Origin of the sequence: Prevotella jejuni (assembly GCF_900187995.1) — a bacterium.
GTDB classification, from domain to species: Bacteria; Bacteroidota; Bacteroidia; order Bacteroidales; family Bacteroidaceae; genus Prevotella; species Prevotella jejuni.
Window position 1 is genome coordinate 42,022 of the sequence record NZ_FZNZ01000014.1, and the last position, 24,874, is coordinate 66,895.

Genomic DNA, 24,874 nt, shown 5'->3' on the forward strand with positions numbered 1-24,874 from the left:
TGTTATCTATAATCTTAACGACGCTTCAACAGTCTGATTAATCGTTATCTATCCTGTAAACCAGTGTTATCCTTACCAATGCAGAAAAGGATTAAAATCATCAACCAGGGTGTACCCAACAGACTAAAAAGAATCCATAAAGCAATGCTTCTGTTTCTCTTTCGTGCCATCATGGCAACGATAACATAACCTATAATACTGAAAAAGCCAATGATGAGCATGGTACTGAGGGCGATTGTACTCCCTAAGAACCTCGATACCAAGTCCTGTGCACCCTGATTATTGGCCGCAAAAGCCGATAAGGCCATGAGTATTGACCCACTTGTTGCAAGTAATCGCTTTGTATCCATCCTTTGTAACTTAGTTATCTTTTGTGCACAAAGGTAACCTTTTTAAGTCAGAAAACTATCTTTTGATGTATAAAAAGTATTTATTCGTATTATTAAAAGGAGCTTCTGTCTAATTAAAATACTTCTGTATGCTCTCCATCAGAGGTGTTAGTTCACGATTGAAAACCCTACCGTGGCGGTCGACCATCTGTAGGGCATAGGCGATGAACAGCCTACGTTTAGCACGCGACATGGCCACATAGAACTTACGGGCATCCTCCTCATCCTGCTGCTTCGTCTTGTTGTAGGCGTTTGGATAGCGTCCGTCAGCAGCATCAAAGATGATAACATTATCAAACTCCAGTCCCTTGGCCTTGTGAACAGTCGTCACATAGATACGCTCAAGGATACTCTTACTATTGCAGAAATCGGCCTCTTTGAGTGTGTTAATATCCATCATGTACTGCGAAAGTTGTGGGGCAAGGGCGTTGGCAACTCCCTCATCCGTCAACATATCTATACGGAGATAACGAAGGATATAGTCTAATCGGGGAATGTCATTGACTAATCCGTCGAGACGAAAGGCCTTATAAGCCGTAGAAAGCTCACTAACAAGGGCAAGCTCAGGGTCGGCAGAGGGCTTATAGAGACGGTTGACGGCCGTTCGATAGCTTTCGCCATAATTGCTTCGGAGCACATTTGCAAAGGGCTTCACCTTTGGGTGGTGGATAAAAGCCTCTTGACTGGCCTGTTTCTCACGTGCCTTCTCAGCACAGAGGCGCACAAGACTGACCGTTGCCCGCACGTCATCAATTGCCTGATGACTGTTTACACCCGTCAAGTGAAAGGTTTCGAGCAAGCTTTCCAACTTATAAGAATGAAGGCTCGGAGCCAGTAGTCTTATCAGTTTGAGCGAGTCGAAGCAACGAATAGGATGTGCCTGCATCGTGTCATTACAGTAACGTTGCAGATTGTTGTCTAATATGTTGTAATCGTAGTTGGCGTTATGGCCGAGGATAGGACTGGTACCGACGTAGGCAAGGAAGCGTTGTAGGGCATCAGCAGGAGGGAGCAGTTCGCCCGTGGCCAGCTTCTCATGGTAGATAGCATACATCGGGTTCTCCTTGTCACCGAGCTTGGGCAGAATCGGCTTATCGGTCTCTATGTAGAGGTCGAGCGGTTCGCCAACCACTTCCCCACCCTTTATTCGTATGGCCGCAACCTCTATGATATCATCAGTAAACACATTCAAACCCGTTGTCTCAGTATCGAAGACAACGATTTCGTCCTCGTTATAGGCACGAAGGAACTCTGCTGTGTAACAGCTTTCGGGGTAGAGAAGGAAATCGGAAGGCGTTAGTGCTAATTGTTTCAGCTTCCAATTAAATCGGCGAGCAAGGGCATGAGAAGGGAAGGCATGCACCCCCTTCATAATACGTGTCCATGCGATAGAGTTATGTTCATTGGAGAGAACACTCAAATGAGCCAATAACAACTTGACATCTGGTGTATCGAAGAGGTCACGCCCAGACACCCTAAAGTGGGTCAAGGCAGCCTCCGACATCGCTTCACTGATACGGTCGGCATCAGAATTAGAGCTGACGATGATAGCTGTACGCTCCTCGCTATTCTGTTCATAAAGGCGGAGAGCCTCAGCAGTAATATCCTTCTGTTCAGCTTCAATCGTACTGCTATGTATGATTCGTAGGTCGCCTAATGTGGCCTTCGTGTCGTTGTCGGAGAGAGGGAGTAGTTCGCGGTCTATCTTCAGTTGCTTTTCAGCATAGTCATTAAAGACATCGAGCAAGTATTTTGGCGAACGGTGATTGCGCTGTAGATGGTGGATATTACCCTTACAGCGCATCTTCAAGAGGGTTAACGTCTCCACTTTCGCCCCCATAAAAGAGAAGATAGCCTGCTGCTCGTCGCCTAAGTACATCACCATCGGGTTGTCCTTTGCCGTTAGAAGGTCGATGATAGCGAGTTGCATACCGTTAAGATCCTGCACTTCATCGACCTGTATCCATGGATAACGCTTACAGCTTGGGTCAGAACGATAGATGTCGTAGGTGAAGAGGAGCAAGTCCTCGAAATCGAAAAGGTGGTTTTCCTCTTTATAACGAGCGTAACAGCCAGCGTAATACATCTTCCATAGCAATACACGTATCCTATCGGCTAACTTTGCATCAAGCCCAGGTGCATTCGCTTCGTCCATGTATTCCTGTGCATGACGATAGATATTCACTACGGCCTGTTCGTTATAATCAATCTTCTGTGAGCCACAGATGTGTTTTATCGCTTCTCTATCACCATCCGTAAAGCTCTCAGGATGGAGGTAATACTTCCATGGGTGGTGGTGTTCTAACTGATAGATGAAATGCTGAAAGAAGATGATTGTCTGATAGCCTTTGTACCTATTGAAGTCTCTTGTTACTCCTTCCTCATCTTCATTGCGATAGTCTGCAATGATGCTCACCGCCTCTTCGTCGTCAATAATAGCCGAGTCGGCTGGTATACGACCCTGTTCAAAGAGAAACTTAGAGCAGAAACGATGCACATTACCTACCATCAACTCAGAGAAGTCACCTCCTACTACTTTTTGGATACGGTTGGTCATCTCTCTCGCAGCACGGTTTGTGAATGTAAGACAGAGCATATCCTCATACTTAACACCCCTTTCTCGTGCATACCTCACCCTCTCTGCGAGGATATGAGTCTTACCACATCCTGGCGACGCAAGCACAAGGTGATAGCCCTGACTTGACTCTACAACAGGTATCTGATACTGGTCTAAACTGGGTGTGTAACTGTTTTCTTCCATAGATAGTATTCTTTATAGCAGTAGATGCTCCTCCTGCAAAAGTAAGAAAAAGATTGGAAATAACTCGTTATCAGCCTAAAAGAATGAAAAGAAAGTTGTATCTTTGTGCGTAGATACTTTATGTTACATAACATAAAGCGTCATCTACAGATTTAAGATACAATAGACGACAAATATAATTAACAGTAAACTATGCAGGACTTTGCGTCAATTGACTTTGAAACAGCTAACTTTGAGCGATGTAGTGTATGCTCGGTAGGAGTAGTGATAGTAAGGGATGGAGAGTTTGTTGACTCTTTCTATTCGCTTATACAGCCTGAACCAAATTACTATCAATGGCGATGTACGCAGGTGCATGGGCTCACCTGTGCCGATACTGACGGTGCACCGGTATTCAGTGAGGTGTGGGAACAGATCGAACCGATGATAGAAGGCTTGCCACTTGTGGCCCATAACGCATCTTTCGACAGGTCTTGTCTGATGGCATCGTTCCATACCTACCAGATGGATTACCCTGATTATGAGTTCTTCGACACGCTGAAAGCAGCCCGACATCATTTCCCTCACCTCCCCAACCATCAGTTGCATACGGTCTCTTCAGCCTGTGGCTTTGAGCTAATCCACCATCATCACGCCCTTGCCGACGCTGAGGCTTGTGCGTGGATAGCACGAGAGATATTGTAGGGTGGTAGGTGTTGAGTGTTAGGTGATGATGAATAGATGATGAGAGGTAGTGGGTGTTGAGTGTTAGGTGATGATGATATGCTGCATGAGAGGTATTGGTGGTAATTTTGATAAGCTTTTTCACAAGGGTTGGATTTCGTTGTCTTTCTATATAAAAGATGACTGTAATAATCCGCCCAAGCCTCATATAGGATTCTAACTGAGCCAATAGGCTGTCTTAATGATACTATTGACCATAATTCTCATCCCATCTCTTTTGCATACAAGGGCATAGCGAACGCTATCTATCAGTCTTTCAAGTGGTTTTGATAGATGTCAGTAATATAAATGAGAACCTGCAAGCCTTGCAGAAATTTGGCTCTTTTTTATTTAATTCATACCTTTGTAAACATAATCAAGTGCAACATAAATAACGATGACAGAAGAGTATATCCCTATTGATTTCGATATTCCAGAGGACAAGACACAGCGTCTTATCAAAGTGATTGGCGTTGGTGGTGGTGGTTGTAACGCTGTTAAGAACATGTATAACGAAGGTATTAGCAGCGTCTCCTTTGCTATCTGCAACACTGATAGTCAGTCGCTTGTACACTCTAACGTACCTGTCAAGATTCTGTTGGGTACAGGACTGGGGGCAGGAGGAGTACCTGAAAAGGGTAAGTCGGAGGCTGAACAGAATATTGAAGATATAAAACGACTATTGAGCGACGGCACGAAGATGGTCTTTGTGACAGCCGGTATGGGTGGCGGAACAGGGACGGGTGCGGGCCCTGTCGTGGCTGGTGTGGCTAAATCGATGGGTATTCTTACTATCGGTATAGTAACTATTCCATTCTACTTCGAGAAGAAACGCAAGATTATCAAGGCTATCAAAGGGGTCGAACAGATGCGTAAGAATGTGGACGCCTTGCTGATTATCAATAATGAACGGCTTTGCGATGTGTATAGCGACTCACCTCTTCCTATCAAAGAGGCCTTTAAGCGTGCCGATAACATCCTACTGAATGCTACGAAAAGTATCTCAGAACTGATCACAGTGGAGGGTGACATCAACCTTGACTTTCGTGATGTTGAGAACACCTTACGCAGTGGTGGCAGTGCTATCATGGCTATGGGGCGTGCAAAAGGGGAACATCGTGTGGAGAATGCCATTGTGAGTGCACTCGACTCTCCCCTCCTCTATGGCAGTGACATCAGTCAGGCTAAGCGCATACTATTCAATATCTACACCAGTAACGATAAGCCTTTACTTGTCGAGGAGATGAACGAGATAGACGCTTTCATGGACACTCTCGATGTGAATATAGACGTTATTTGGGGCACAAGTACCGATGACAGCTTGGGTGAGGACGCTAAGGTGACGATTCTCGCTACTGGTCTTGATAAGAGTAACGTACATGAAGCGGACGAGCAGACCGAAGAGATGAGCGAACACTATGATGAGATTATCAACAAACTGTACAAACCTGTGAGGCGTAAACCTGCTGTTGCTGAAGAGACAACAGTTTCTCCTACGATAAAGGAGGAACCCATTGAGCCAAAAGAGGCCGAACCTGAATTTATCGTAGAACCAACGATAGTACCTGAACCTGCGGTAAAGGTGGTCAGTCCAGAGCCTGAACCAGCAGCGCAGGAACCGTCTGGTCGACTGTCATTCTTAGACAGGTTGAAGGCTCGTATGCGTCAGCTGACATCTGAAATGCTTGAAGGAGGGGAGGAGTAGGCTTATGTCTGACCCAATCATGCAAACCCCCGAACAGTTAGCCGACATTGTGCAGCATGCAAGTCAACGGCTGATTGGCTTGGGTCGTTACGACCTTCTCTTGAAAAGCTTAGGTGGCTCAGCGGTCATCGAGGAGCTGCGCATAGAATTAGCAAAGAGTCGGCTGTCTCCTCTTGTCATCACTTCCGACTATCGTTTCCTGTTACCTGAGATGGAGAAAGAGGTTGAGTTGACCCCAGTACATAAGGCTGTGTATCTCTTCTTCCTACATCATCCAGAGGGAATAGAGCTGAAACGGCTATCAGAACACCGACAAGAGCTATTAGAACTGTACTGTAAAACAGCCCGACTGTCTGACAATGAGAAGATTGAAGAGAGTATCGACCATCTTATCAATCCACTTGATAATGCCATCAACGAGAAGTGCTCGCGCATCAAAAAGGCCTTTTGTGATGTGATGGACGAGTATCTTGCAAGCTACTATATCGTCAGTAGCCATCGTAAACGGCAGCTCTCTAACTCTACCCGCATCTGGTATCAACGCTTGAAGATTATTACTCTACCACGAGAGTTGGTGGTTTGGGAGTGATGGGTGGTGGGTGTTGAGTGTTGGGTGATGATGAATAGTTAACGAGGGGTGATGGGTGTTGAGTGTTAGGTGATGATGAATAGTTAACGAGTAAGTATTGAGACTGACGTTGACAAGTCCTTTCTGAAAGGTTAGACAGCCTTATACCTTATATAATATAGCAACAACAAGAGATTTTGTAACCTTTTTCTACAAACGTTTGAAAGGTACACAACTGTTAACCAAAGGGTTAACACTTATCTTCAAAAGCATACACAATTATTATCTAAAGCGTACACAATTATTATCTGGAGGCTTTGAACATATTATTCAAAGCGTCCGAACTAACAGTCCAAAGGCTTTACAAACATTGTCCGGACGCTCCGGACAAACTGTCCGAAGGCCCCGGACACGTTGTCCGAGGGCTTCGGACATATAGTGCTAAGCCTTCACACTTATTTTATTAGGTGCTAAATGATCAACTGACTGACCCTCATACGCAGATTAACTATGCTCAATCTCAACGAAGACTTGCGTAGATGTAATATATAGCAGAGGTATCCTTGATTAGAATATATAGTAGATATCGTGTATAGCAGAGGTGTCCTTGAGTAGAGTATAGGCTATTCATCAACACCCATCACCCATCACTCAACACCTAACTGACATTCAACACCTAACATTCAACACCCATCACCCATCACTAAGCTCCTTCGAACTCACGGAGGAAGCGGGTATCATTCTCTGAGAAGAGGCGGAGGTCGCTTACACGGTACTTGAGGTTAGCAATACGTTCAACACCCATACCGAAGGCATAGCCCGTATATACGCTTGAATCAATGCCACAAGCCTCAAGGTCATGAGGGTCGACCATACCACAACCGAGTATCTCTACCCAGCCAGTATGCTTACAGAAGCCACAGCCCTCACCGCCACAAATATTACAGCTGATGTCCATCTCTGCACTTGGCTCAGTGAATGGGAAGTAGCTTGGACGCAGACGTATCTTCGTATCTGCACCGAACATCTCACGAGCAAAGGTCAGGAGCACCTGCTTAAGGTCGGTGAAACTAACGTTCTTATCGACATATAAACCCTCAACCTGATGGAAGAAGCAGTGCGCACGAGCCGAGATAGCCTCGTTACGATAGACACGTCCAGGGCAAAGCACACGTATTGGAGGTTCGTGAGTAGACATATAATGAGCCTCATCGTTCGATGTGTGACTACGAAGAAGCACATTCTTCGTAACGTCCATCGTGTTGCTACGCTCAATGAAGAAAGTGTCCTGCATATCACGAGCCGGATGGTCAGCAGCGAAGTTAAGCATAGTAAAGACGTGCTCATCGTCGTCTATCTCCGGACCTTGGTATAGGGTAAATCCCATACGGGCAAAGATATCAATAATCTCGTTCTTTACCAACGTCAATGGATGGCGTGTACCGAGTCCGATAGGATAAGCCGTACGTGTCAAGTCGATATCATCGCTCTGTGCTTCACTGGTCTCCAACTGATCCTTGAGTTCGTTGATCTTGTTCTGAGCACTTTGCTTCAATTCATTAATCTTCATACCGACAACCTTCTTCTGGTCGGCTGCCACATTACGAAACTCGCCCATCAACGCATTGATTTCGCCCTTCTTACTGAGGTATTTCAGACGGAGCTGCTCTACGTCATCAGCACTCTTTGCTGTGAGTGCACTCACTTCTTTGAGAAGTTCTTCTATCTTGTCTAATAACATAGTTCTTGTTTATTTTCCTGCAAAGGTACAATTTATAATCGTAACGGAGAAATTCGCCTAATATAAATTTGCTTATTTCCTATCTTATTAGAAATAAATATCGTACTTTTGCAGCAAGTTTGAGATGAATAAAAAGACTGTATGAAAAAAGCGTTTTTACTTATTATGTGTGTTTGTGTGGCTATGGTAGCTGTTACTACGGGCTGTACAAGCAAGAAGGTTGATGCCGATGACAGTATAAACACTGACTCTACAGAGGCCGATGAGGCTGACACTGTAGACAGCGTCGACTCTGCCACGGAGGTAATAGCTGCTACTCCTATGCCTAAAGCAGCTGACCAACTATTCGACGACTTCTTCTTTAACTTTATTGCCAACAAGAAACTACAACGCAACAGAGTTAAGTTTCCACTGCCAGTCGTTAATGGTACAAAGACAACAAAACTAACTCGTGATGCATGGAAAATGGATTACTTCTTCCGTAAACAGGGTTATTACACGCTTATCTTCGATAATGAAGCACAAATGAAATACCCTAAGTCAACCGACTTAGACAGTGTCATCGTTGAGAAGATACGCTTACAAAAGGGCACGATAGAGCAGTATTGGTTCGATCACCAGGATGGAAGCTGGAAGTTAAATCAGATTCGTACCATCTCGTTCAAGGATAGCTACAATGCAGACTTCCTCGATTTCCTCCATCGTTTCTTTACTTCTGGAGGCAAGGGCTACGTGAAGAGCACCTTAGCTTACACTGGTCCTGACCCTAACGGAGAGGAGACTGCAACCGTGAACACCACTATCCCTGCAGAAGAATGGGCATCATTCCTACCAGAGATACCACATGACATGATTTACAACATCCTCTATGGACAGAAATACACAGAGACTGACCATAAGATAGTGACCTTCCGTGGATTGTCAAATGGGGCAGAGACGCAACTTGTCTTTAAGGCTCATGGCAAGAGTTGGAGGTTAGAGAAGATTATAGCATATTAATAAGTAAGACCCCCAACCACCCTGGTTGTGGGTCTTTCTTTAATCCTGTTACTCGGTTGTTTAAGCCCCATTGCAGATGAAAAGCGAACTCCAAAAAGCCATAGATGGCGAGTTGTTCAATGCTATCGACCCAGAGATACAACAGATAACGATACGTACTAAACGCCTATTGCGCCAGTTGAACGATTGTGACTATGCTGACGCCGAAGGGAAACGTAGGATTATCGAACAGCTGTTTGGCTCTGTTGGCGAAAGAATACATATTGATGTAGACTTTCATTGTGAGTATGGTGTTAACATACACATGGCCGACTGGGTGTTTGTCAACATGAATTGCACCTTTATAGACAATAGTCGTATTGACATCGGTAGCCATGTTCTTATCGGCTCAGACGTGAAGATCTATACAGCTACCCATCCTGTCAATGCCAAGGAACGCATGCTTCCGGGCGGAGGGTGGACAGTCTACGCTAAAGCCGTTAGGATAGAAGATGGCGTATGGATAGGAGGAGGAGCGGTTATCCTGCCTGGTGTGACGATTGGACGTAATGCTGTGATTGGTGCAGGGGCTGTGGTAACGAAAGACATACCCGCCAACGCCGTTGCTGTGGGCAATCCTGCAAGAGTAATAAGATATCAGGAAGGATAACACCTTTCTATATATAAGAACAAAGAGAAACGCAAAAACGATATCAGTTAACATGAGAATAGAGCATAACTATAGTCTGCTAAAGCATAACACCTTCGGTATTGACGCTAAATGTCAGCGTTTTGTTGAATACGAATCAGTAGAGGAAGCACAGGAGCTTGTGCGTTCCTTGACAGAAGACGACTATCCCCTATTGATTCTCGGAGGCGGTAGCAACCTCCTACTCACAGGTGATTACAAGGGTACCGTAGTCCATTCTGGCATCTCCTTTATCGAGCGTCTCGATGACGAGCGAGTACGTTGTGGCTCAGCTTACGTATGGGATGACTTTGTAGACTACTGTGTTCTTCATCAGCTCTATGGTGCAGAAAACCTCTCTATAATCCCTGGTGAGTGCGGTGCCAGTGCTGTTCAGAATATCGGAGCATACGGTGCTGAAGCCAAAGACTTGATAGATGAGGTCGAGGCGGTGGAGATCTCCACTGGTGAGGTGCACCATTTCAAGAATGCTGATTGTGCTTATAGCTACCGACAGAGTAAGTTCAAGCATGAATGGCGTGATAAGTATCTTATCACATCCGTCACTTATCGACTCTCAAAGACCTATCATCCTAAGCTCGACTATGGTAATATCCGTGCGGCATTGGCTGAGAGAGGCATCGAGAACCCTACTGCCATAGAACTTCGTCAGACGATTACTGACATTCGTAATGCTAAACTTCCCGACCCGAAAGAGATAGGTAATGCGGGCAGCTTCTTTATGAATCCTATCGTTCCTAAGGCTAAGTATGAGGAGTTGGCAGCGTTGTATGAGCGTATGCCCCACTATACTATCGATGCTGAACATGAGAAGATACCGGCCGGATGGATGATTGAACAATGTGGCTGGAAGGGTAAGGCTTTAGGCCCTGCAGGCGTCTATGCGAAGCAAGCATTGGTATTGGTCAACCTTGGTGGGGCTTCTGGTGCCGACGTGGTGCGCCTCTGCCAGACCATACAACATGATGTGAAGGAGAAGTTTGGAGTTGAGATTCTGCCAGAGGTGAATGTGAGGTGAGGACCTCCCCCGGCCCCTCCGAAGGAGGGGAGAGCCTAACGGGGGCTAACAAGGGACAAGTTCTATATTGTTGAATAATATTGAGATGGGACGTGACTACTAATATGTCTTGTCTTAAAACGTCCCTTAAACAAATAAAAGCCAGCACCTCCGAAGGAGGGGAGAGCCTAACGGGAGCTAACAAGGGGCAAGTTCTATATTGTTGAATAATATTGAGATGGGAGGTGATTACTAATACCGTTCATATTAAACTCTCACCTTAAACGAATAAAAACCGTCCCTTAAATAAATGATAAGACCTATCCCTTGAAACAATAAGGATATATAAACCAACGAATAACACCTATCACCAACTTACTGATATACCCTTTGAAATAAGGCGAACAGACACGTTCTAACAGAAAGTATATCCTTTGAAATAAGGGGAACAAGCGTTTTTTAGAGAAGAGATACCCTTTGTACAAAAGGAGTGTAGTCGTTTGAGTAATTAAGACATATAATCATCTAACAAGAGGCAGACAATGAAACGAGAAGAAGACATACGCAGCGAACATTCCGTTAGGCTCTCCCCTCCTTCGGAGGGGTTGGGGGAGGTCCTCACCTTCCTTGGTACTGGTACATCCAACGGAGTACCTGTATTAGGCTGCAACTGTGCTGTCTGCAGGAGTAAGGACCCACGCGACAACCGCTTACGTACCTCCGCTTTATTAGAGACGGCCACTACTCGCATTGTCATAGACAGTGGGCCCGACTTTCGCCAGCAGATGTTGGCTCAGACATTCCGCAAGATTGATGGTTTATTAATCACCCACATCCACTATGACCACGTAGGGGGCATCGACGATGTGCGCCCTTTCTGTGCGTTAGGCGACATCGACGTCTATGCTAACGCAACTACTTGTGAGGGCTTACGACACAACTTTCCCTACTGTTTCACCGACCATTTATATCCAGGAGTACCTAAACTGAACCTTCATAGTATCCAACCTCATGCGAAGTTTGTCATTGGTGACATCGAGGTAACACCGATTACTGTAATGCATGGTAAGCTCCCCATCCTCGGTTACCGCTTCGGTAAGCTGGCTTACATCACGGATATGAAGACGATAGACGATGCTGAGTTGCCCTATCTCGAGGGTGTGGAGACACTTGTCGTGAACGCATTACGATGGGAGCACACGCACCACTCGCACCAACTCATCGCTGATGCCATCGCTTTTAGTTGGAAGATTGGGGCCAAGCGCACCTACCTAACCCACCTCACCCACCGTATCGGTCTACATGAAGAGGCGCAGAAGAAACTCCCTAAGAATGTCTTCTTCGCATACGATGGGCTTAAAGTGGGTGTTGGGTGATGGGTGTTAGGTGTTGATGATATGCTTTGTTGGGTGTTAAGTGATGAGTGTTAGGGTGTTAGGTGTTTAATGTTAAGTGTTGATGGTGTGCTTTGCTGGGTGTTAGTTGTTAAGTATTAGGTATTGAAGATATGCCTTTTGGCGTATTAGGTGTTTATTATTGAGTATCAAAACCTATTTGTTAGTATATCAAATAAACACCCACAACAACAAACGTCATTGGTTTTCTCTTAGCAGCTTGGGGCTCCCCTCCTTCGGAGGGGCTGGGGGAGGTCCCCTCTACCCACCTCTCCCCTTGTCATTTTTTTTCGCTCTTCTATGTTCGAGAACACGCCCTTCTCCGTTCGAAAACATGCCCTTCTTCGTTCGAGAGCATGCCCTTCTTGCATGCAGAAGACGCCCTTCTTGAAGCAAGAAGGGCGTCTTCTTCAACGCTATTCGTAACACATTGATTTCTTGTTGATTACCTACTCCGTCAGAGCCAACGCTATACTCTTTTTTAGAGGATATTTGGATTGCACCGATATAATGATTTTTTTCAGCGCTTGCCACCTCCATGTGGGGTCGAAATGTGTACCAAGAAACTCCGTGAACTCAGTGTGCTCTGTGAGAGATAAAACTCCCCTGCGAGTCTCAAAAATGTTCTTTTTCTCACAGAGAACACAGATGAACAGAACACACAAAGGCCCACAGAGACATCAAGTCAACCGATATCACAGAACGTTACAGCCACCTTTAGCTATAACGTTCTGTGAATTCTGTATGCCAGAGGCCTTCTGTGGGCTCGAAACTGTGCGCAAAAAGGTTCTGTTAGATCTGTGAGTTCTGTGAGAGATAAAACTCCCCACTGAGTTTCAAGTCTTTTCTTTTTCTCACAGAACACACAGATGAACAGAACACACAAAGTTTCACAGAGACATCAAGTCAACCGATATCACAGAACGTTACAGCCACCTTTAGCTATAACGTTCTGTGAATTCTGTATGCCGGAGGCCTTCTGTGGGATCGAAACTGTGCGCCAAAAAGCTCCGTGAACTCTGTGCGCTCTGTGAGAGAAAAAACTCACCAGCGTGAGAGAAAAAACTCTCCACACCCCATGTAAGCTGCCCAGTAGGGGTAACCTCACAGACTAACTACCAGTTGGCCCCTCCCCCTTCCCCTCCCCCGAAGGGAAGGGGAGTAATCACCGAGATACCCATGTGGCTAATCATCAACACCTAACACCCACCATCCAACACCCTTCAGTGGCCTCACTCCCTACCCTATCCGACTAAGGAACCTCCTTAATCGGCACAAAGTAATAAGTCTTACCAGCCACAAGGACGGTCCTTAAGCGGCCAGACTTGAAGCGACTCTCAAGGTCGACGAGCCTGTCAAGCATCTCCTTATAGGCTGCCTCCCATTTACTCTCATCACATTTCTTACGTGTGATGTCCTTTACTCGTACGATATTATTCAATACGTCAGAGCTTGGGACACTCAATCGATGATAGAAGACAGACGAGATAGACGACTTATTCTTCAGTACTGTGCGGTAAGAAAGACGGTTGACTAAGTCGCTCTGCAGCTTAAAGTTCCTTCTCAACTCAAACAGTTGCTGATTAGAAAGAGAGTCGGCATGGAAATAAGGCATGAGGGCACGATAGCCTTCAAGGAGGTTTTTCAACTCAACAGCATCAAAGAGATAACCCTCATCGTAGGTTGACAACTCCATAGGAGAGATTAACATCTCCTTGAAATAGAGGTCGTTGATGTTGTTCTTCTCTATGCTCTCAACAGGAACACCAGCATCTTTAGTGGTGTTAACCATCTCTTGTGTTGGGATAGCACGCAGTGCACCGTATTGGTTCTCAGCGTCGGTAGAGACCGCTACCAGTTTCTGGTTGCGCTCATCAATTCGTACGAAGAGAGAGTCGAGAACCCTTGCAAAGCCAGTGTTCGTCAGTTCTGTATCAAGACGAGGATAGACGAAACCACCCGTCACAATGCCGTTCTTCGGTGCATCCAATACGAAAGCATTCTCGCTCTCAGTACTGATATCGGTAAACAAGCCACCCTTCGACCAGTCAGAGGCACATAGATAGTCCTTCGCATAACTCATATACTCAGAGGTGTTATTGTCTAACAAGGTCTTTGACTGTAGTACGAAGCTCTGGTAAGAAGGCGTCAGTCGACCAAGCATCTGCGCTAAGAACAAGGTAGCAGAACGTGTGTACATCTCTGCGTTAATCTCAGAAGTAAACGTAGGGAACTCATCTGTACCCAAGATGATAAACACATTGTTCTCGAACTTAGTATAAGGAGTCTCAGAGAATATCTTGTTCATGGCAGCATGAAAGCCAGCCCCACCAGAAACAGGGAGCGTGTTGGGTGCAGTTGCATTAGCCAAGAAGTCAATCCAACTACCAAAGTCGGATGTCAACGCAAGGTGCTTGTTGCCCTTATCAGACACGGCTGTAGCAGAAAATCTGACCTGACTGGCCTTGCCAAACTTGCCCTCCAAGCCCTGTAAGGCATTGAGCAAGTTGCGCACCTGCATGCGGTCTTGACTATAGAATATCAGATGGATATTCATCTTCTTACTGTTCTCAATCAGCTGATCGAGGTCGGCAACCGACACGTCCTCACCCTTAGCATTAACCATCATCGACTTCTTTCTGTCCCAAAGAGCGAGTGGCATATTGATAGCAACACGTGGGTCTTCATAGTTGCCCAGATAGTTGCCGTCAGAAGTGAAGAGCAGGTTAGACCCAAGCTGATAGTTGCCAAAGACAGGATAAGGCGAGTCGAGCAAGAAAACACGGTTCTGTCCTACCATCGCAATGAGGTCGGATGGAACCCATCCCAAGACTGTTCGCAAGGAATCAGACAGTGCTGGACGGTCCGCAACAAGTACGGCCTGTCGGCTGACATCATACTTATAAGCATAGACGATTTGCCCATCTACCAACTTTCCTTTGGTCTTCTCAAGGAAGAAGGGGTCGTTATAGAGATTGAGCGAGTCCTTTGTGAAGAACGTCTTAAGGTCGGACAAGCGTGCAGCCCTTGTAGCACCAACACGATAGCGAAGCGGGAAGTTGTTGTCTTTAGACACAAAAGAATGATTGAACTCCAAGACAGCATTCTTGTCAATCCAGCCTACGAAAGGCGACTTCTTAGCATCCTTAAAGTGAGTACGGCCACTGTAAAGGGGTGCGAAGAGTCCCTTAGGCTGTCCAAGTAGCTCTTGGTTGGCTGCAACCACCTTATAATAACCATTCTTCTCACCGATGACATAGAAAGGAGAGCCCATCTTCTGCTCGCTTAACACACGCTGTGCGTAGGGTTCAGCGTATGCTTTATTATGGCTTCTGTCGGAGAATACGATATGAATATCGTTATTATCACGAACCTGTTGAGCCCCTGCTCCACCCACTGGGTAATTGAAACTGGTATGACCAACGGTCTTCGTCTTGTCATACCGAGCCACTTGAGCAGTGAGACATTGCGGTAAAGCAAGGCAGAAGACAAGTCCAGACAACCCATATAACGTCTTTATAAATCCTTTCTTCATTTTCCTATATTTCTTTGAGTTACTTCTATTTTAGTAATACGATGGAAGTCATCCACCTTAACATCATCTATGCTGACACGACTATAACGGTTGCTTTCCAGATAATGAAGGCCTTGACAGTAGTCAGGGAATAGGTTATAGCGTTCGCCATTCACCTGTACAATCACCCTTCCACCATTGCCTCTGAGGTAGGTATCATTGATATAACCCATGTTAGAGCGCACTGCCTCTTGGTCTCTTGCGCCTGCATTGGCTATTGCCTGTAGGCGGCGTTTAATGTCGTTCTGCACCAATGCCAACGTGTCAATAGGTTCTTGCGGTTCAGCCTGTTCCTCTTCTCCCATGTCAGCAGGCACTGCGTCTACCTTATCAAGGATGGTAACAACCTGAGAAACAGGGTAGAGTGTGGTGTTAGTCTTAAGCTTCACGAGGTATTTACCTGGTTTATCATACTTATAAACGACCTGACGTTCGAAGGCGTCAATCGTTCCGCTCTCGCCAAATTCCCATAACCAACTTGTCATACCATCGCCATCAGCAGAGAAGACAAGACTTTCGCCTACGAAACCCTGCTTTGGTCCGACAATCTTAGGGACAGAGTCAACGGCCACGGTGTCCTTTGTGAGCTTAACAACATCAATCGTCTTCTCCTTAACAACCTTACCATCAACCTGCAAGGTGATGAGGTATCGGCCCGCTTGATGATAGGTATAGCTGATATTAGGATTACCAACAATACTATCCCCATTACCCATCTTCCATAGAACTCGCTTATCCACAACGGCAGACGAGTCGTTAACAATGAATTTCAGTGGCTCATTTACTTCCAACTGATTGTTCACATTCTGATCTTGGATATAGAAATCCAGATTCTTGTCTACCGTCCTTGAAGGAAGCAGCAAAGCAATCACAAGCCCCACAATAGCCAAGCCCGAGACGATTGCCAAAATGATTTTTTGTCTTTCAGTCATAATTATATTTATTGAATTTGAGTCTTTAGCTCTTCCAGAATACGCTTTCTATCCTCTTTGGTCTTCGATGCCCAATACAGGTTCTGCTTGATGTCAAAGTAGGCTTGAATGGTCTTGAAGGCCTGCATACAATATAGATACTTCGTATTGTAGGAGTGTTGTCTGTAATTGTTCTGTAACTGCGACATCCTGTCCTTTATCTCTCCGATACGTTGCGTCTGCTGAATATCAAAGTTAAGGGAGTCGATATCGGTCTTGAGAGCCTTCATCTGTTCGCCCATCTTTTGTTGATCGGATAAGACAGCCTCAGCGTCATTGATCTCTTGGACCGTGTTCCCTGTCACAGAAACAGGTATAGGCATCACGTACTTACAGACTAATATGTATAACAAAGTCACTGAGAAGAACAGTAACAGCGTGAACTTTATGGTTGACCATATTTTCTCATCTCTTGTCATAATAATCTTCTGTTATTTATCTTTTCTTATTCTTCTTTATATCTTGTGCCCTTTGTATCTGCTCCATGATGTAGTCAAGGTCGCGCTTCTCGTCGAAGAAGGTTGCAGAAACATCTTGCGTCGACTGTAACTGATTGAACAGTACGTTATAAAGGACATAGCTGGTGGTGTCAGCATCAGCCTGTCGAATCTCGTCTTGCATCCCTTGCCACTTGCGGGCAATAATCATCTGGTATTGAGCCTGCTCATTGTCCGTACGCTTCTGAGTGTAGAGATTGTTCATATCTTTGAAGATCTCGTCCATACGATAGTTGTATCCCGCTTGCTTACGGAAGATGTCATCATAGCGAACCTTCTTCTCGTCTAACAAGCTGATGCCCCTCTCGGCTGTCTTTAACGTACAAATGGCAAACAGAACGAAGAGTAATAGAGTGAAACTAAAGATGAAGATGAAGGAACTCATCGCCTGTCGGCGTTCTTTCTTATTTTTCTCTGTCATTGTGAGTACCTCCTACTTAGTCCCAAACCTTCCATGATTTCCTCTCATTCTCAGACGCTTTACCACTGTGTTCCTCGCTGATAATGATGTTCTCCTTGATGAGTCCGACGTATTCCAAGTCACTTAACTTCTGGAAGAGGGTGTGGATTACTTTGAGGAAAGCGTATATCAATGAGAATGACTGGCTTATCTCGCCATGGTTATAACTTATATGTGCCACCTTACTGGCATTGTTCATAAATTCAGAAGGACGTATGTTGGTCCACTCATCGAAGTATTGTAAAAGTGTTTCAAAGTCCTTCTCTGGTAATGAACGTAGTGTTGAAAGTAAGAGAGTGGCAAGCTCATTGGCTAAGTGTACGACGTGTATAGGTGCCTTCTCACCTAATATATATTTCAACTCGAAGATATGTCGACCGTAAAAGGCCTTAATCACATCGCATAAAGCAAAGGTATTGTCAGCCAAGACACTACGGTGTGGATTGGTGATGTTCTTTGAATAGACCTTCAAAGCATTATTATGCGTCTCCTCAAGGGTCTTCTCAAAATAAGTCAAGAACTCTGACGCCTTATCAAAGAAGTTCGTTTGCTGAATAGCAGGGATATAGTCTTCATCAACCGCAAAGGTTCCGTTGTCAACAACTATCTTACTTACGATAAGGCTATTACCCTCTAAAAAGGCTTTGTTAAGGTTCTGCTCCGCTACAAGCTGCAGTGTTATCTCTGGCAGAACATACGGATGATGCAATGGAGTAGTCTCTGGGTCAGGTACACCAACAGGCAACATTTTATATGGATTCACCGTAAGCATGACACAAACGACCTGTCGAGTCGATAGGTCAATATCCATATTCTGGAGTGTAGCCTCTGGTATAAAGTCACCATAGAGGTCCTTTGTGTAGGAGATATGGAAGCCGTTTCTTGTGACTGCATTACATGAGATTAAGCGCACAGTTAAGGTCTTTGCCGTCTCCCCTCGTACGTCTAAGACAACCGAATGGTCAGCTCCCTCCATGCTTTGCCCTAACCCATAATTATAGCTTGTGAGCGTGTCCTCCCTATTTAGTTTCTGCATTTCAACTACGTTATAGTAGGTTTCAAAGAAATGAGAACTACTAATCTTCTGTCCGTTAACCCAGTTAACAGGTAAGTGATCAATCTTCTTCATGCTGTATATCGTTTATGCTTTTTACTCGTTTTATATAGATAACTTGGTTCTTCTTAATCCTATTCTCTGAAGCAGTTCGCCGTGGGTCAAGCATCCTAATGAACAATGGATAGCGGAACCACTTGTTCGTATAGAATATCCAACCACTCTCTGAATTATCCATCGCTATGTCTATCTGTGCCTGTGGGAAGCGTCGGTTCTGGTCTTCTACAAGCCAATCAAACCAGTCGCCTAAGGCAATCCCCTCTGCCAAACGTACTGAGAGCGTAGTATAACCATAGTCGCCAATATGCCTCTTAAGCTTTACCTTCACCGTTGTAGCCTTGAAGGTATCAAGCGTATCCCAGTAGTTACGGTTAAAGCCACTATGGTTGATGCGCCATAAGTCATATATTGGAGGTTGGATATTACGGAAGAAACGATAGCTTCTAAATACGAAGTAGGGTATAGAAAACCACCAGACAGCTGTCATAGCCCATGGTGTGTACTCTAATCCATTGCTAATCCAATCAAAGATAAGGTAATATGACCACATACCAAATATCCCTGACAATACCATAACAAGGATTTCCATAGCCATGTCGTCATTCTTCTTACTGATAAACGTTCGTAGCGCCCACAAGTAGAAGAACCCAAGAACTAAGTAAGCAACAACTGTCAAGAATAGTCCTCCCCATACATACTCATTCCTAAGATACCCCAGAAGGGACGGAATAGCAAGGAAGATAGCCGTTATCAATGAGAAGACAATAATCCTCTTCACGCTCAACTGCTGTCGAACAGACTTCAAGGCACCCATGACAGATACCATGATGATAGCCAAGAGCGGTGCAAGTAAGTACTTTACAAAGAATAATATTAATGGTTTCATTATATGTTGTAAGTTCGTGTCATAGCCTAAAAGCTATTGTTCTAAGCTAAGTTCTTTTATTATAAGTTCGTATCGTAACCCAAAAAGTTCTGTCCTAAGACAAGTTCAGTATTTGATGTTATTGTATAGATGAGCCTTATGTCTCTTGAAGAAAGGAGGAAGAAAGACAAGATATACCTTACTATCTCCATTTGCTTCTTCAGTCTACTCTCTGTCACACTATCGTGGAAGATAAGCTTCACCTCCACATCGTCCAATTCACAAAGCAACCGTCCATCAAGACCAGAGTCAACTCCTAACACACAGTCGCCCAAGTTCATATAAGGTAAGTCGTCCTCGTAATGATAGACATAACGCATCTGAGCATCTATATCACATACCGTCAAGAGTAGTTCCTCCAGTGCTGAAAGGTTTTCCTTATAGTCCTCCACCTTGCGAAGACACAGGAATAACTTATATCGTTCACCTGCTGTAAGGGGAGCCGACTTGGCAAAGAAGACATTAGTAAAGCTCTTGAAAATGACGTTCTCATACGGTTCATCAAACAACGTCAGCTGTCGTTCGAAGATAGACACACTATCATGGAACATCATTGTATCAAAGGGAGAGAAGAAGTGAACGGCTTGCTCGGCCTTCTTTCTATTCAGACGGATAGCCTCAACGACCTCCTTATTACTCATCCCAGGTGCACTCAGCGAAATAGGATGGAATAGGAACTCTGGCAACTGATGGTAGAAGCCATTGCGAGCGATGTTCAGTATGATTCGATCTCGTAGTTGTCCATCTTTATAAACCTCCTCTTTTTGCAGGTCGATGATGTCTTGTGAGTTCACACGACTATTCATTCCATGGCTCACAACAACCGTCTTATCCAGTAGGTTCTCATCTGTAACGAACTGCAACTCAGCATAGAACACCTCCGCAATAAGGTTTCTCGCGTCACTATTACAGAACCTTTCTAAGTCTCTTTCAGATGTTGTTATACGTGATTCCATTGTAGATTGCCATCTTTATAAGTTGCGATAATATGGTCACCGGGCTTGATCATTTCTGATACTATGAGCTTTGAGATAGTCTTCTTTAGGTAGGTTCTTACCACACCAGCGATAGGGCGTGCTCCATACTGTGGTGAGAAGCCCTTTGAAGTGAGGTATGCAATGGTCTCTGGGGCCAAGTCTAACTGTATTTCCTTCTGCTCTAACAGCTGTTTCTGTAGGCGTGAGAACTGTAGAAGGAATATCTGTTGTGCAACCTGTTCGGTAATAGGTGAGAAGGGGACAACCTCTGTCAGACGACCCAAGAACTCTGGTCGGAAGTACTTCGACATCACTTCTATCAATTCGTTAGACGTTGGCTGGTGTCCTTTCTGTATCTGTTCTGCAATCCATTGACTACCAATATTCGACGTGAAGATGATGATTGCGTTAGAGAAGTCGCCTTCTCGTCCGAGCTTATCATGCACCTTTCCTTCGTCCATAATCTGTAGGAAGATATCATAAACACTACTGTGTGCCTTCTCGATCTCGTCGAACAGTACAACAGAGTAGGGTTTCTGGCGTATCTTCGTTACCAGTAAGCCACCCTCTTCATAGCCTACATAACCCGGAGGAGCACCATAGAGCAAAGCAGCAGAGTGTTCTTCCTTAAACTCAGACATATCGAAACGTATCATGGCCGTATCGTCATCGAAAAGAAGGTCGGCCAACGACTTTGTCAGCTCAGTCTTACCTGTACCCGTAGGACCAAGGAAGAAGAACGAACCAATAGGTTTCTTCGGATCGCTCAGTCCGCTTCGTGACTCAATGATAGCGTCAGACAGCGTTCGAATAGCCTTATCTTGTCCTTTGACTCTTTCGTGTAGCTTGGTCTCTATTCCTAACAGTCTATCCTTCTCTTGAGCCTGAATCTTACCGATAGGAATGCCTGTGTCGTCTGCTACAACCGACTCTATCTCTAACGAACTAACCTTCTCTATGCCTTTCTCTGAGAGCACTGTCAATTCGTTAAGTATCTTTCCAAGCTTATTGAGCTTCTCTTCTGTCGAGTCGTCATCAGTAAGTATATAGTTGTCTTCAACCTTTGAAGTCAAGACAACACTCACCTTATTAAATATAGTATAATAAAGTAGATGCAAGTCGAAATCGCTCACCTCTTCTATTGGCATTGCCTTGTATTTCTCATACTGTTCGACAAGCTGCTCCACAATACCTACCGCATTCTTATTACTCAGTCTCACTGAAGCGGCCGTACTGTCTATCAAGTCTAATGTAGAGGCTGGTTGACTCTTCTCCTTATAATATCTGTTAGAAAGGTTATAAGCACTGATGAACGATTCCTCCGTCATAGCCAGACTATAAAAGGCTTGTAGTGTTGGCCTGTGTCTTAACAATGCACTGCGAAGGATGTTAGGCTCAAGTTCTTCTACATTAATGATGTTCAACTTGTTAGCGATGGAATGTTTCTCTACATGCTTACGATAGGCATCCATCGAGAGCACCATTAACAGCGTGACAGAACCGTCACATATCTGTGCGTCAAGATTATTGAGAATATAGGTGGCCGTTGTGGGGTTGCCACTTTCAAGCAGTAGCTGCAGGTCGTCAATGACCAATACTCCACGGCTCTTTGCCTGGTTCATCTTCTGTAACACACCTGTCATCTTCTGCGTTACTTCCGTCTCATTGCCCGACTGTGCAAGTACTTTCGACGTATTTAGGCCTACTAACGATGTCTGATTGATTATTTCATCTTGATTGATCTCCATCTCATGGGCAAGAGCCTTTATGATTCCCGTCTTTCCAACACCTGGCGCACCAACAAGGAGGATGCCCTGTCGCTCCGAACGCTCCAGTGTTTCCAAGATAAGACGTATCTCTTTACTGCGCCCGATAATCAACTTACCCTCTTCAAGAAGCTCTGCTCGACGGAGGTCGGACACGTATTGAATAGAACTACCCATATCCATCTCAGAGACAGGCGATAGTGGTGAGGTTGATGCCTCAAAGTATTCCATTATCTCATCTTCGGTCACTCCGATCGATTCTATCTGTTGATGAGAGTAGACAACACCGTCTCTTACGACGGCAGCGAATACACACAAGGCATCAACCGAGTCTGTTCCGAGCTTTATCTTAGACCGTTCGGCCTCGTCGAGAACCGTCTCCACCTCACGGTCAGGGATTATCTCGCCTGCATCATGCTCCACACCGACATACATCTCACGATAGGTTTCAAACCAATCGCTGACATACGCCACCTCTTTCTGCATTGAGTTGAGTATCTCACGCAGACCTGTTTGCTCGGTCAACATGGCTATGACTAAATGAGCTACACCAAATGAGAGGTGCTTATCTTGGTGGGCCATGGCCTTAGCCAACTTTATAGCGGCTACAAGACTGTTGCTGTAATTCTGTGTGTTCATACGAAATATATCTTATAAGGGGTCTTATCTACAGAGCGTTTGGTTAGTTCTCGCTCTAAGAACAAGGTCATGGACGGTAAGTCGATACCCTCTTCTCTGCCTGAACGAGTGAGGGCTATTCTTATCTCTGTCGTCCTGATGATACCACGACGTACGTCTTTGGAGATAGCGATACCGTCTTTTACATCGACTGACTTTGCTTGTGGACCCAAACAACATAATACGAAGCTCTTTATATCTTCACGTGTTACGATCCTATCCTTCGTTAGTAAGCCATAACGCAGACGATTGACAATCTCACGTTCGGTGTCGTGTGCATTACCACACTTGGTTGTTGTCTGGAAAGAAAGGCTCTCTGATAGGAAGCGTTCGTTCTCTGCTTGATACACTGACGTTCGACTGTCTAAACCGTTAGCCAGGTCGGCATCGGTTATCCAATAGCGTACCTCGGCTTCTGCCGTACGCTTGTAAGGCTGCGTAAAGAGGAACGAACGGGGAATACTCTTGTCCTGAACAAAGTCGAAGACACCCTTTTCTATGTTCTCAATATTATTGTAGAGATTATTCAACTGGTCTGTGAGCGTGTCTATCTGTAGACTTCCAAAAGCACTACCGTCCTCATGTATGAGTTGAATAAGCTTATGAATTAATGTGCGCGCATTGTCTGAGTCAAATCTCTCTAAGTTTCCAAAGTATAGGCTATAAGTCCCAACAGGGTGCTCGTCATAGCACTGTCCCACGTCTATATACTGATGATTGCCATCGTCTTGGAAGGATTCTATGTTGAGCAAGAAGCGGTTGTCCTCACAAGGGAGGGCTACGATGTTTCCTCTTCGAGTGTAGTCATGTTGCATCGTGACGAGTTTGCGGTTGACTACGGGGTATGTGTTAAGTAGAAATCTTACCTTCGCAAAGTCTACACGATTGAACACCACTGGGAATTTCAACTGTAACCATACTAACTCTTCTTTCTCTTCTCCTTCACTCGTCTCCCACGATGAGGGGTAAGTAGAGAAGGGGTTTGTCGATAGGAAATGAGAGTTAAGGTCTATCTGGATGAAGTTGTCGGCATAATAACTGCTTATCTCATCAAAGTAATGATAGCGTTCGCACTGCTCGAGGGGGAACTCTGGCACCGATACACTTAGTTGTTCGCCCTGTCCGTCATAGACTTCTATGTCGCGCAAGAACGGTGAGAGACTGCCATCTTCGGGTAGGATGCACAAGACAAGACGCTTCGTTGAGCGCAACACGCTTTGTGTCATGTTCAGTCCTATCCATACTGTCCCCTCTTCTGAAGGTATCTCTACGTCAGGAATGACCGGCCTGTCCACGCTTCTGTCAGTGTAATAGTTGACCTGTTGGTCGAAGGCTATCGCTCTGATCTTGGCGTTCACCAATGGATAATTGCTTAGAGGAGAGAAGTAAAGTTCGAGCCATCCCTTCTCAAACATCATCTTCCTTGCGTAAAAACAGTCGTTGGTCGTCAGCTGTTTCACCTCATCAAACTTAGGGTCAACACTCATCAAGGCATGAGAAGGAGAAGGGAGCGACCATTTCAAAGGTACCATCAAACGAGCCAAACGGCTTAGGATGTCGGCATCAGAGTCTACTATACTCTGATGGAGACGGCTACTGTTATAAGCTATTACGTCAAGTATGAGATCAATAACAGGGTCTATCTGACTTAAGTCTGTGATGTTCCACAAGTCCATTGCGAACATTCTTAGACGATCCTTTATTATCTGCTGTCTTTTATCTACCATTTTACTATTATCTTACGAACAATGATGTCTATCCTTGTCCACCATCGGTTTACTACATGGGCCTCATCAGTAAAACACCATGAAGCATCGAAGAGGATTGTACTACATGACATGAAAGCGTCCTTTTCAGTATTGCCCATAACAGTCCCACCCGCATGCAGCATACAACAAGAATACTGTTTCGAGCGTATTATATCGTTTAAGGCTATCAAACGTCCCATTGTCATATTTCCTCTTCAAT

At 45.0% G+C, this 24,874-nt stretch carries 20 protein-coding genes; 7 read left to right on the forward strand and 13 right to left on the reverse strand.

The annotated features are described in order from the left end of the window. Positions 1-44 precede the first annotated feature (44 nt). Positions 45-350, reverse strand: coding sequence for a hypothetical protein (locus CHB62_RS06835; protein WP_089366234.1), 306 nt, complete (start codon positions 348-350; stop codon positions 45-47). 109 nt (positions 351-459) lie between these two features. Then, a complete protein-coding gene (locus CHB62_RS06840) occupies positions 460-3,150 on the reverse strand; it encodes a 3'-5' exonuclease (protein ID WP_089366235.1) in 2,691 nt (896 codons plus the stop codon). Between the two features lie 192 nt (positions 3,151-3,342). Between CHB62_RS06840 and CHB62_RS06845 the strand changes: the two genes are divergently transcribed. The 3 genes from CHB62_RS06845 to CHB62_RS06855 all read left to right on the forward strand — a co-directional run bounded on the left by CHB62_RS06845 (position 3,343) and on the right by CHB62_RS06855 (position 6,146). Beyond that, positions 3,343-3,834 (forward strand): 3'-5' exonuclease, encoded by a 492-nt coding sequence (locus CHB62_RS06845; protein WP_089366236.1) that lies wholly within the window; start codon positions 3,343-3,345, stop codon positions 3,832-3,834. Positions 3,835-4,249: 415 nt separating this feature from the next. Continuing rightward, positions 4,250-5,557, forward strand: coding sequence for a cell division protein FtsZ (ftsZ, locus tag CHB62_RS06850; protein WP_089366237.1), 1,308 nt, complete (start codon positions 4,250-4,252; stop codon positions 5,555-5,557). A 4-nt stretch (positions 5,558-5,561) separates the two neighbouring features. Continuing rightward, positions 5,562-6,146, forward strand: coding sequence for a hypothetical protein (locus CHB62_RS06855; RefSeq protein WP_009010498.1), 585 nt, complete (start codon positions 5,562-5,564; stop codon positions 6,144-6,146). Positions 6,147-6,828: 682 nt separating this feature from the next. On the opposite strand, the gene pheS is transcribed toward CHB62_RS06855, so the two are convergent. Then, positions 6,829-7,866 (reverse strand): phenylalanine--tRNA ligase subunit alpha, encoded by a 1,038-nt coding sequence (pheS, locus tag CHB62_RS06860; protein WP_009010497.1) that lies wholly within the window; start codon positions 7,864-7,866, stop codon positions 6,829-6,831. A gap of 141 nt (positions 7,867-8,007) precedes the next feature. On the opposite strand from pheS, the gene CHB62_RS06865 reads away from it, so the two are divergent. The 4 genes from CHB62_RS06865 (at position 8,008) to CHB62_RS06880 (ending at position 11,926) form a co-directional block, all read left to right on the forward strand. Then, positions 8,008-8,865, forward strand: a complete 858-nt coding sequence (locus CHB62_RS06865) for a DUF4348 domain-containing protein (protein ID WP_089366238.1) — start codon at positions 8,008-8,010, stop codon at positions 8,863-8,865. A gap of 76 nt (positions 8,866-8,941) precedes the next feature. Next, on the forward strand, positions 8,942-9,514 hold the full coding sequence (locus CHB62_RS06870; RefSeq protein WP_089366239.1) for a sugar O-acetyltransferase: 573 nt from the start codon (positions 8,942-8,944) through the stop codon (positions 9,512-9,514). A 52-nt stretch (positions 9,515-9,566) separates the two neighbouring features. Next, positions 9,567-10,571, forward strand: a complete 1,005-nt coding sequence (murB, locus tag CHB62_RS06875) for a UDP-N-acetylmuramate dehydrogenase (RefSeq protein WP_089366240.1) — start codon at positions 9,567-9,569, stop codon at positions 10,569-10,571. A gap of 521 nt (positions 10,572-11,092) precedes the next feature. Further along, positions 11,093-11,926 (forward strand): MBL fold metallo-hydrolase, encoded by an 834-nt coding sequence (locus CHB62_RS06880; protein ID WP_240616295.1) that lies wholly within the window; start codon positions 11,093-11,095, stop codon positions 11,924-11,926. A gap of 1,270 nt (positions 11,927-13,196) precedes the next feature. Here the strand turns inward: CHB62_RS06880 and tssR are convergent. From tssR to CHB62_RS14610, 10 genes are read right to left on the reverse strand one after another with little or no spacing between them, the layout of a single operon-like run. Further along, a complete protein-coding gene (tssR, locus tag CHB62_RS06890; RefSeq protein WP_089366242.1) occupies positions 13,197-15,479 on the reverse strand; it encodes a type VI secretion system protein TssR domain-containing protein in 2,283 nt (760 codons plus the stop codon). Next, complete coding sequence (locus CHB62_RS06895) at positions 15,476-16,450, reverse strand: PKD domain-containing protein (protein ID WP_089366243.1); 975 nt, start codon at positions 16,448-16,450, stop codon at positions 15,476-15,478. The genes tssR and CHB62_RS06895 overlap by 4 nt, the downstream gene beginning before the upstream one ends. An 8-nt stretch (positions 16,451-16,458) precedes the next feature. Beyond that, entirely contained in the window at positions 16,459-16,908 is a 450-nt protein-coding gene (gene tssO, locus CHB62_RS06900; protein WP_089366244.1) for a type VI secretion system TssO, read from the reverse strand. A gap of 16 nt (positions 16,909-16,924) precedes the next feature. Next, positions 16,925-17,407, reverse strand: a complete 483-nt coding sequence (gene tssO / locus CHB62_RS06905) for a type VI secretion system TssO (protein ID WP_009010489.1) — start codon at positions 17,405-17,407, stop codon at positions 16,925-16,927. 16 nt (positions 17,408-17,423) lie between these two features. Beyond that, positions 17,424-18,575: a hypothetical protein gene (locus CHB62_RS06910; protein WP_089366245.1), complete on the reverse strand. Its 1,152-nt coding sequence runs from the start codon at positions 18,573-18,575 to the stop codon at positions 17,424-17,426. After that, positions 18,562-19,446, reverse strand: a complete 885-nt coding sequence (locus CHB62_RS06915) for a TssN family type VI secretion system protein (RefSeq protein WP_009010487.1) — start codon at positions 19,444-19,446, stop codon at positions 18,562-18,564. Before CHB62_RS06915 ends, CHB62_RS06910 begins: the two co-directional genes overlap by 14 nt. Before the next feature lie 59 nt (positions 19,447-19,505). After that, a complete protein-coding gene (locus CHB62_RS06920) occupies positions 19,506-20,441 on the reverse strand; it encodes a hypothetical protein (RefSeq protein WP_089366246.1) in 936 nt (311 codons plus the stop codon). Further along, the gene (locus CHB62_RS06925) at positions 20,426-22,867 is read right to left on the reverse strand and encodes an AAA family ATPase (protein WP_089366247.1); all 2,442 of its coding nucleotides are present in this window, start codon (positions 22,865-22,867) and stop codon (positions 20,426-20,428) included. The genes CHB62_RS06920 and CHB62_RS06925 overlap by 16 nt, the downstream gene beginning before the upstream one ends. Further along, entirely contained in the window at positions 22,864-24,633 is a 1,770-nt protein-coding gene (locus CHB62_RS06930; RefSeq protein ID WP_089366248.1) for a type VI secretion system baseplate subunit TssF, read from the reverse strand. The genes CHB62_RS06925 and CHB62_RS06930 overlap by 4 nt, the downstream gene beginning before the upstream one ends. After that, on the reverse strand, positions 24,627-24,854 hold the full coding sequence (locus CHB62_RS14610; protein ID WP_141240407.1) for a hypothetical protein: 228 nt from the start codon (positions 24,852-24,854) through the stop codon (positions 24,627-24,629). Before CHB62_RS14610 ends, CHB62_RS06930 begins: the two co-directional genes overlap by 7 nt. Between the last annotated feature and the right edge of the window lie 20 nt (positions 24,855-24,874).

Coding starts and splice junctions, on each gene's coding strand:
- CHB62_RS06835 (WP_089366234.1), bottom strand. CDS start 350: ATGGATACAAAGCGATTACTTGCAACAAGTGGGTCAATACTCATGGCC.
- CHB62_RS06840 (WP_089366235.1), bottom strand. CDS start 3,150: ATGGAAGAAAACAGTTACACACCCAGTTTAGACCAGTATCAGATACCT.
- CHB62_RS06845 (WP_089366236.1), top strand. CDS start 3,343: ATGCAGGACTTTGCGTCAATTGACTTTGAAACAGCTAACTTTGAGCGA.
- ftsZ (WP_089366237.1), top strand. CDS start 4,250: ATGACAGAAGAGTATATCCCTATTGATTTCGATATTCCAGAGGACAAG.
- CHB62_RS06855 (WP_009010498.1), top strand. CDS start 5,562: ATGTCTGACCCAATCATGCAAACCCCCGAACAGTTAGCCGACATTGTG.
- pheS (WP_009010497.1), bottom strand. CDS start 7,866: ATGTTATTAGACAAGATAGAAGAACTTCTCAAAGAAGTGAGTGCACTC.
- CHB62_RS06865 (WP_089366238.1), top strand. CDS start 8,008: ATGAAAAAAGCGTTTTTACTTATTATGTGTGTTTGTGTGGCTATGGTA.
- CHB62_RS06870 (WP_089366239.1), top strand. CDS start 8,942: ATGAAAAGCGAACTCCAAAAAGCCATAGATGGCGAGTTGTTCAATGCT.
- murB (WP_089366240.1), top strand. CDS start 9,567: ATGAGAATAGAGCATAACTATAGTCTGCTAAAGCATAACACCTTCGGT.
- CHB62_RS06880 (WP_240616295.1), top strand. CDS start 11,093: ATGAAACGAGAAGAAGACATACGCAGCGAACATTCCGTTAGGCTCTCC.
- tssR (WP_089366242.1), bottom strand. CDS start 15,479: ATGAAGAAAGGATTTATAAAGACGTTATATGGGTTGTCTGGACTTGTC.
- CHB62_RS06895 (WP_089366243.1), bottom strand. CDS start 16,450: ATGACTGAAAGACAAAAAATCATTTTGGCAATCGTCTCGGGCTTGGCT.
- tssO (WP_089366244.1), bottom strand. CDS start 16,908: ATGACAAGAGATGAGAAAATATGGTCAACCATAAAGTTCACGCTGTTA.
- tssO (WP_009010489.1), bottom strand. CDS start 17,407: ATGACAGAGAAAAATAAGAAAGAACGCCGACAGGCGATGAGTTCCTTC.
- CHB62_RS06910 (WP_089366245.1), bottom strand. CDS start 18,575: ATGAAGAAGATTGATCACTTACCTGTTAACTGGGTTAACGGACAGAAG.
- CHB62_RS06915 (WP_009010487.1), bottom strand. CDS start 19,446: ATGAAACCATTAATATTATTCTTTGTAAAGTACTTACTTGCACCGCTC.
- CHB62_RS06920 (WP_089366246.1), bottom strand. CDS start 20,441: ATGGAATCACGTATAACAACATCTGAAAGAGACTTAGAAAGGTTCTGT.
- CHB62_RS06925 (WP_089366247.1), bottom strand. CDS start 22,867: ATGAACACACAGAATTACAGCAACAGTCTTGTAGCCGCTATAAAGTTG.
- CHB62_RS06930 (WP_089366248.1), bottom strand. CDS start 24,633: ATGGTAGATAAAAGACAGCAGATAATAAAGGATCGTCTAAGAATGTTC.
- CHB62_RS14610 (WP_141240407.1), bottom strand. CDS start 24,854: ATGGGACGTTTGATAGCCTTAAACGATATAATACGCTCGAAACAGTAT.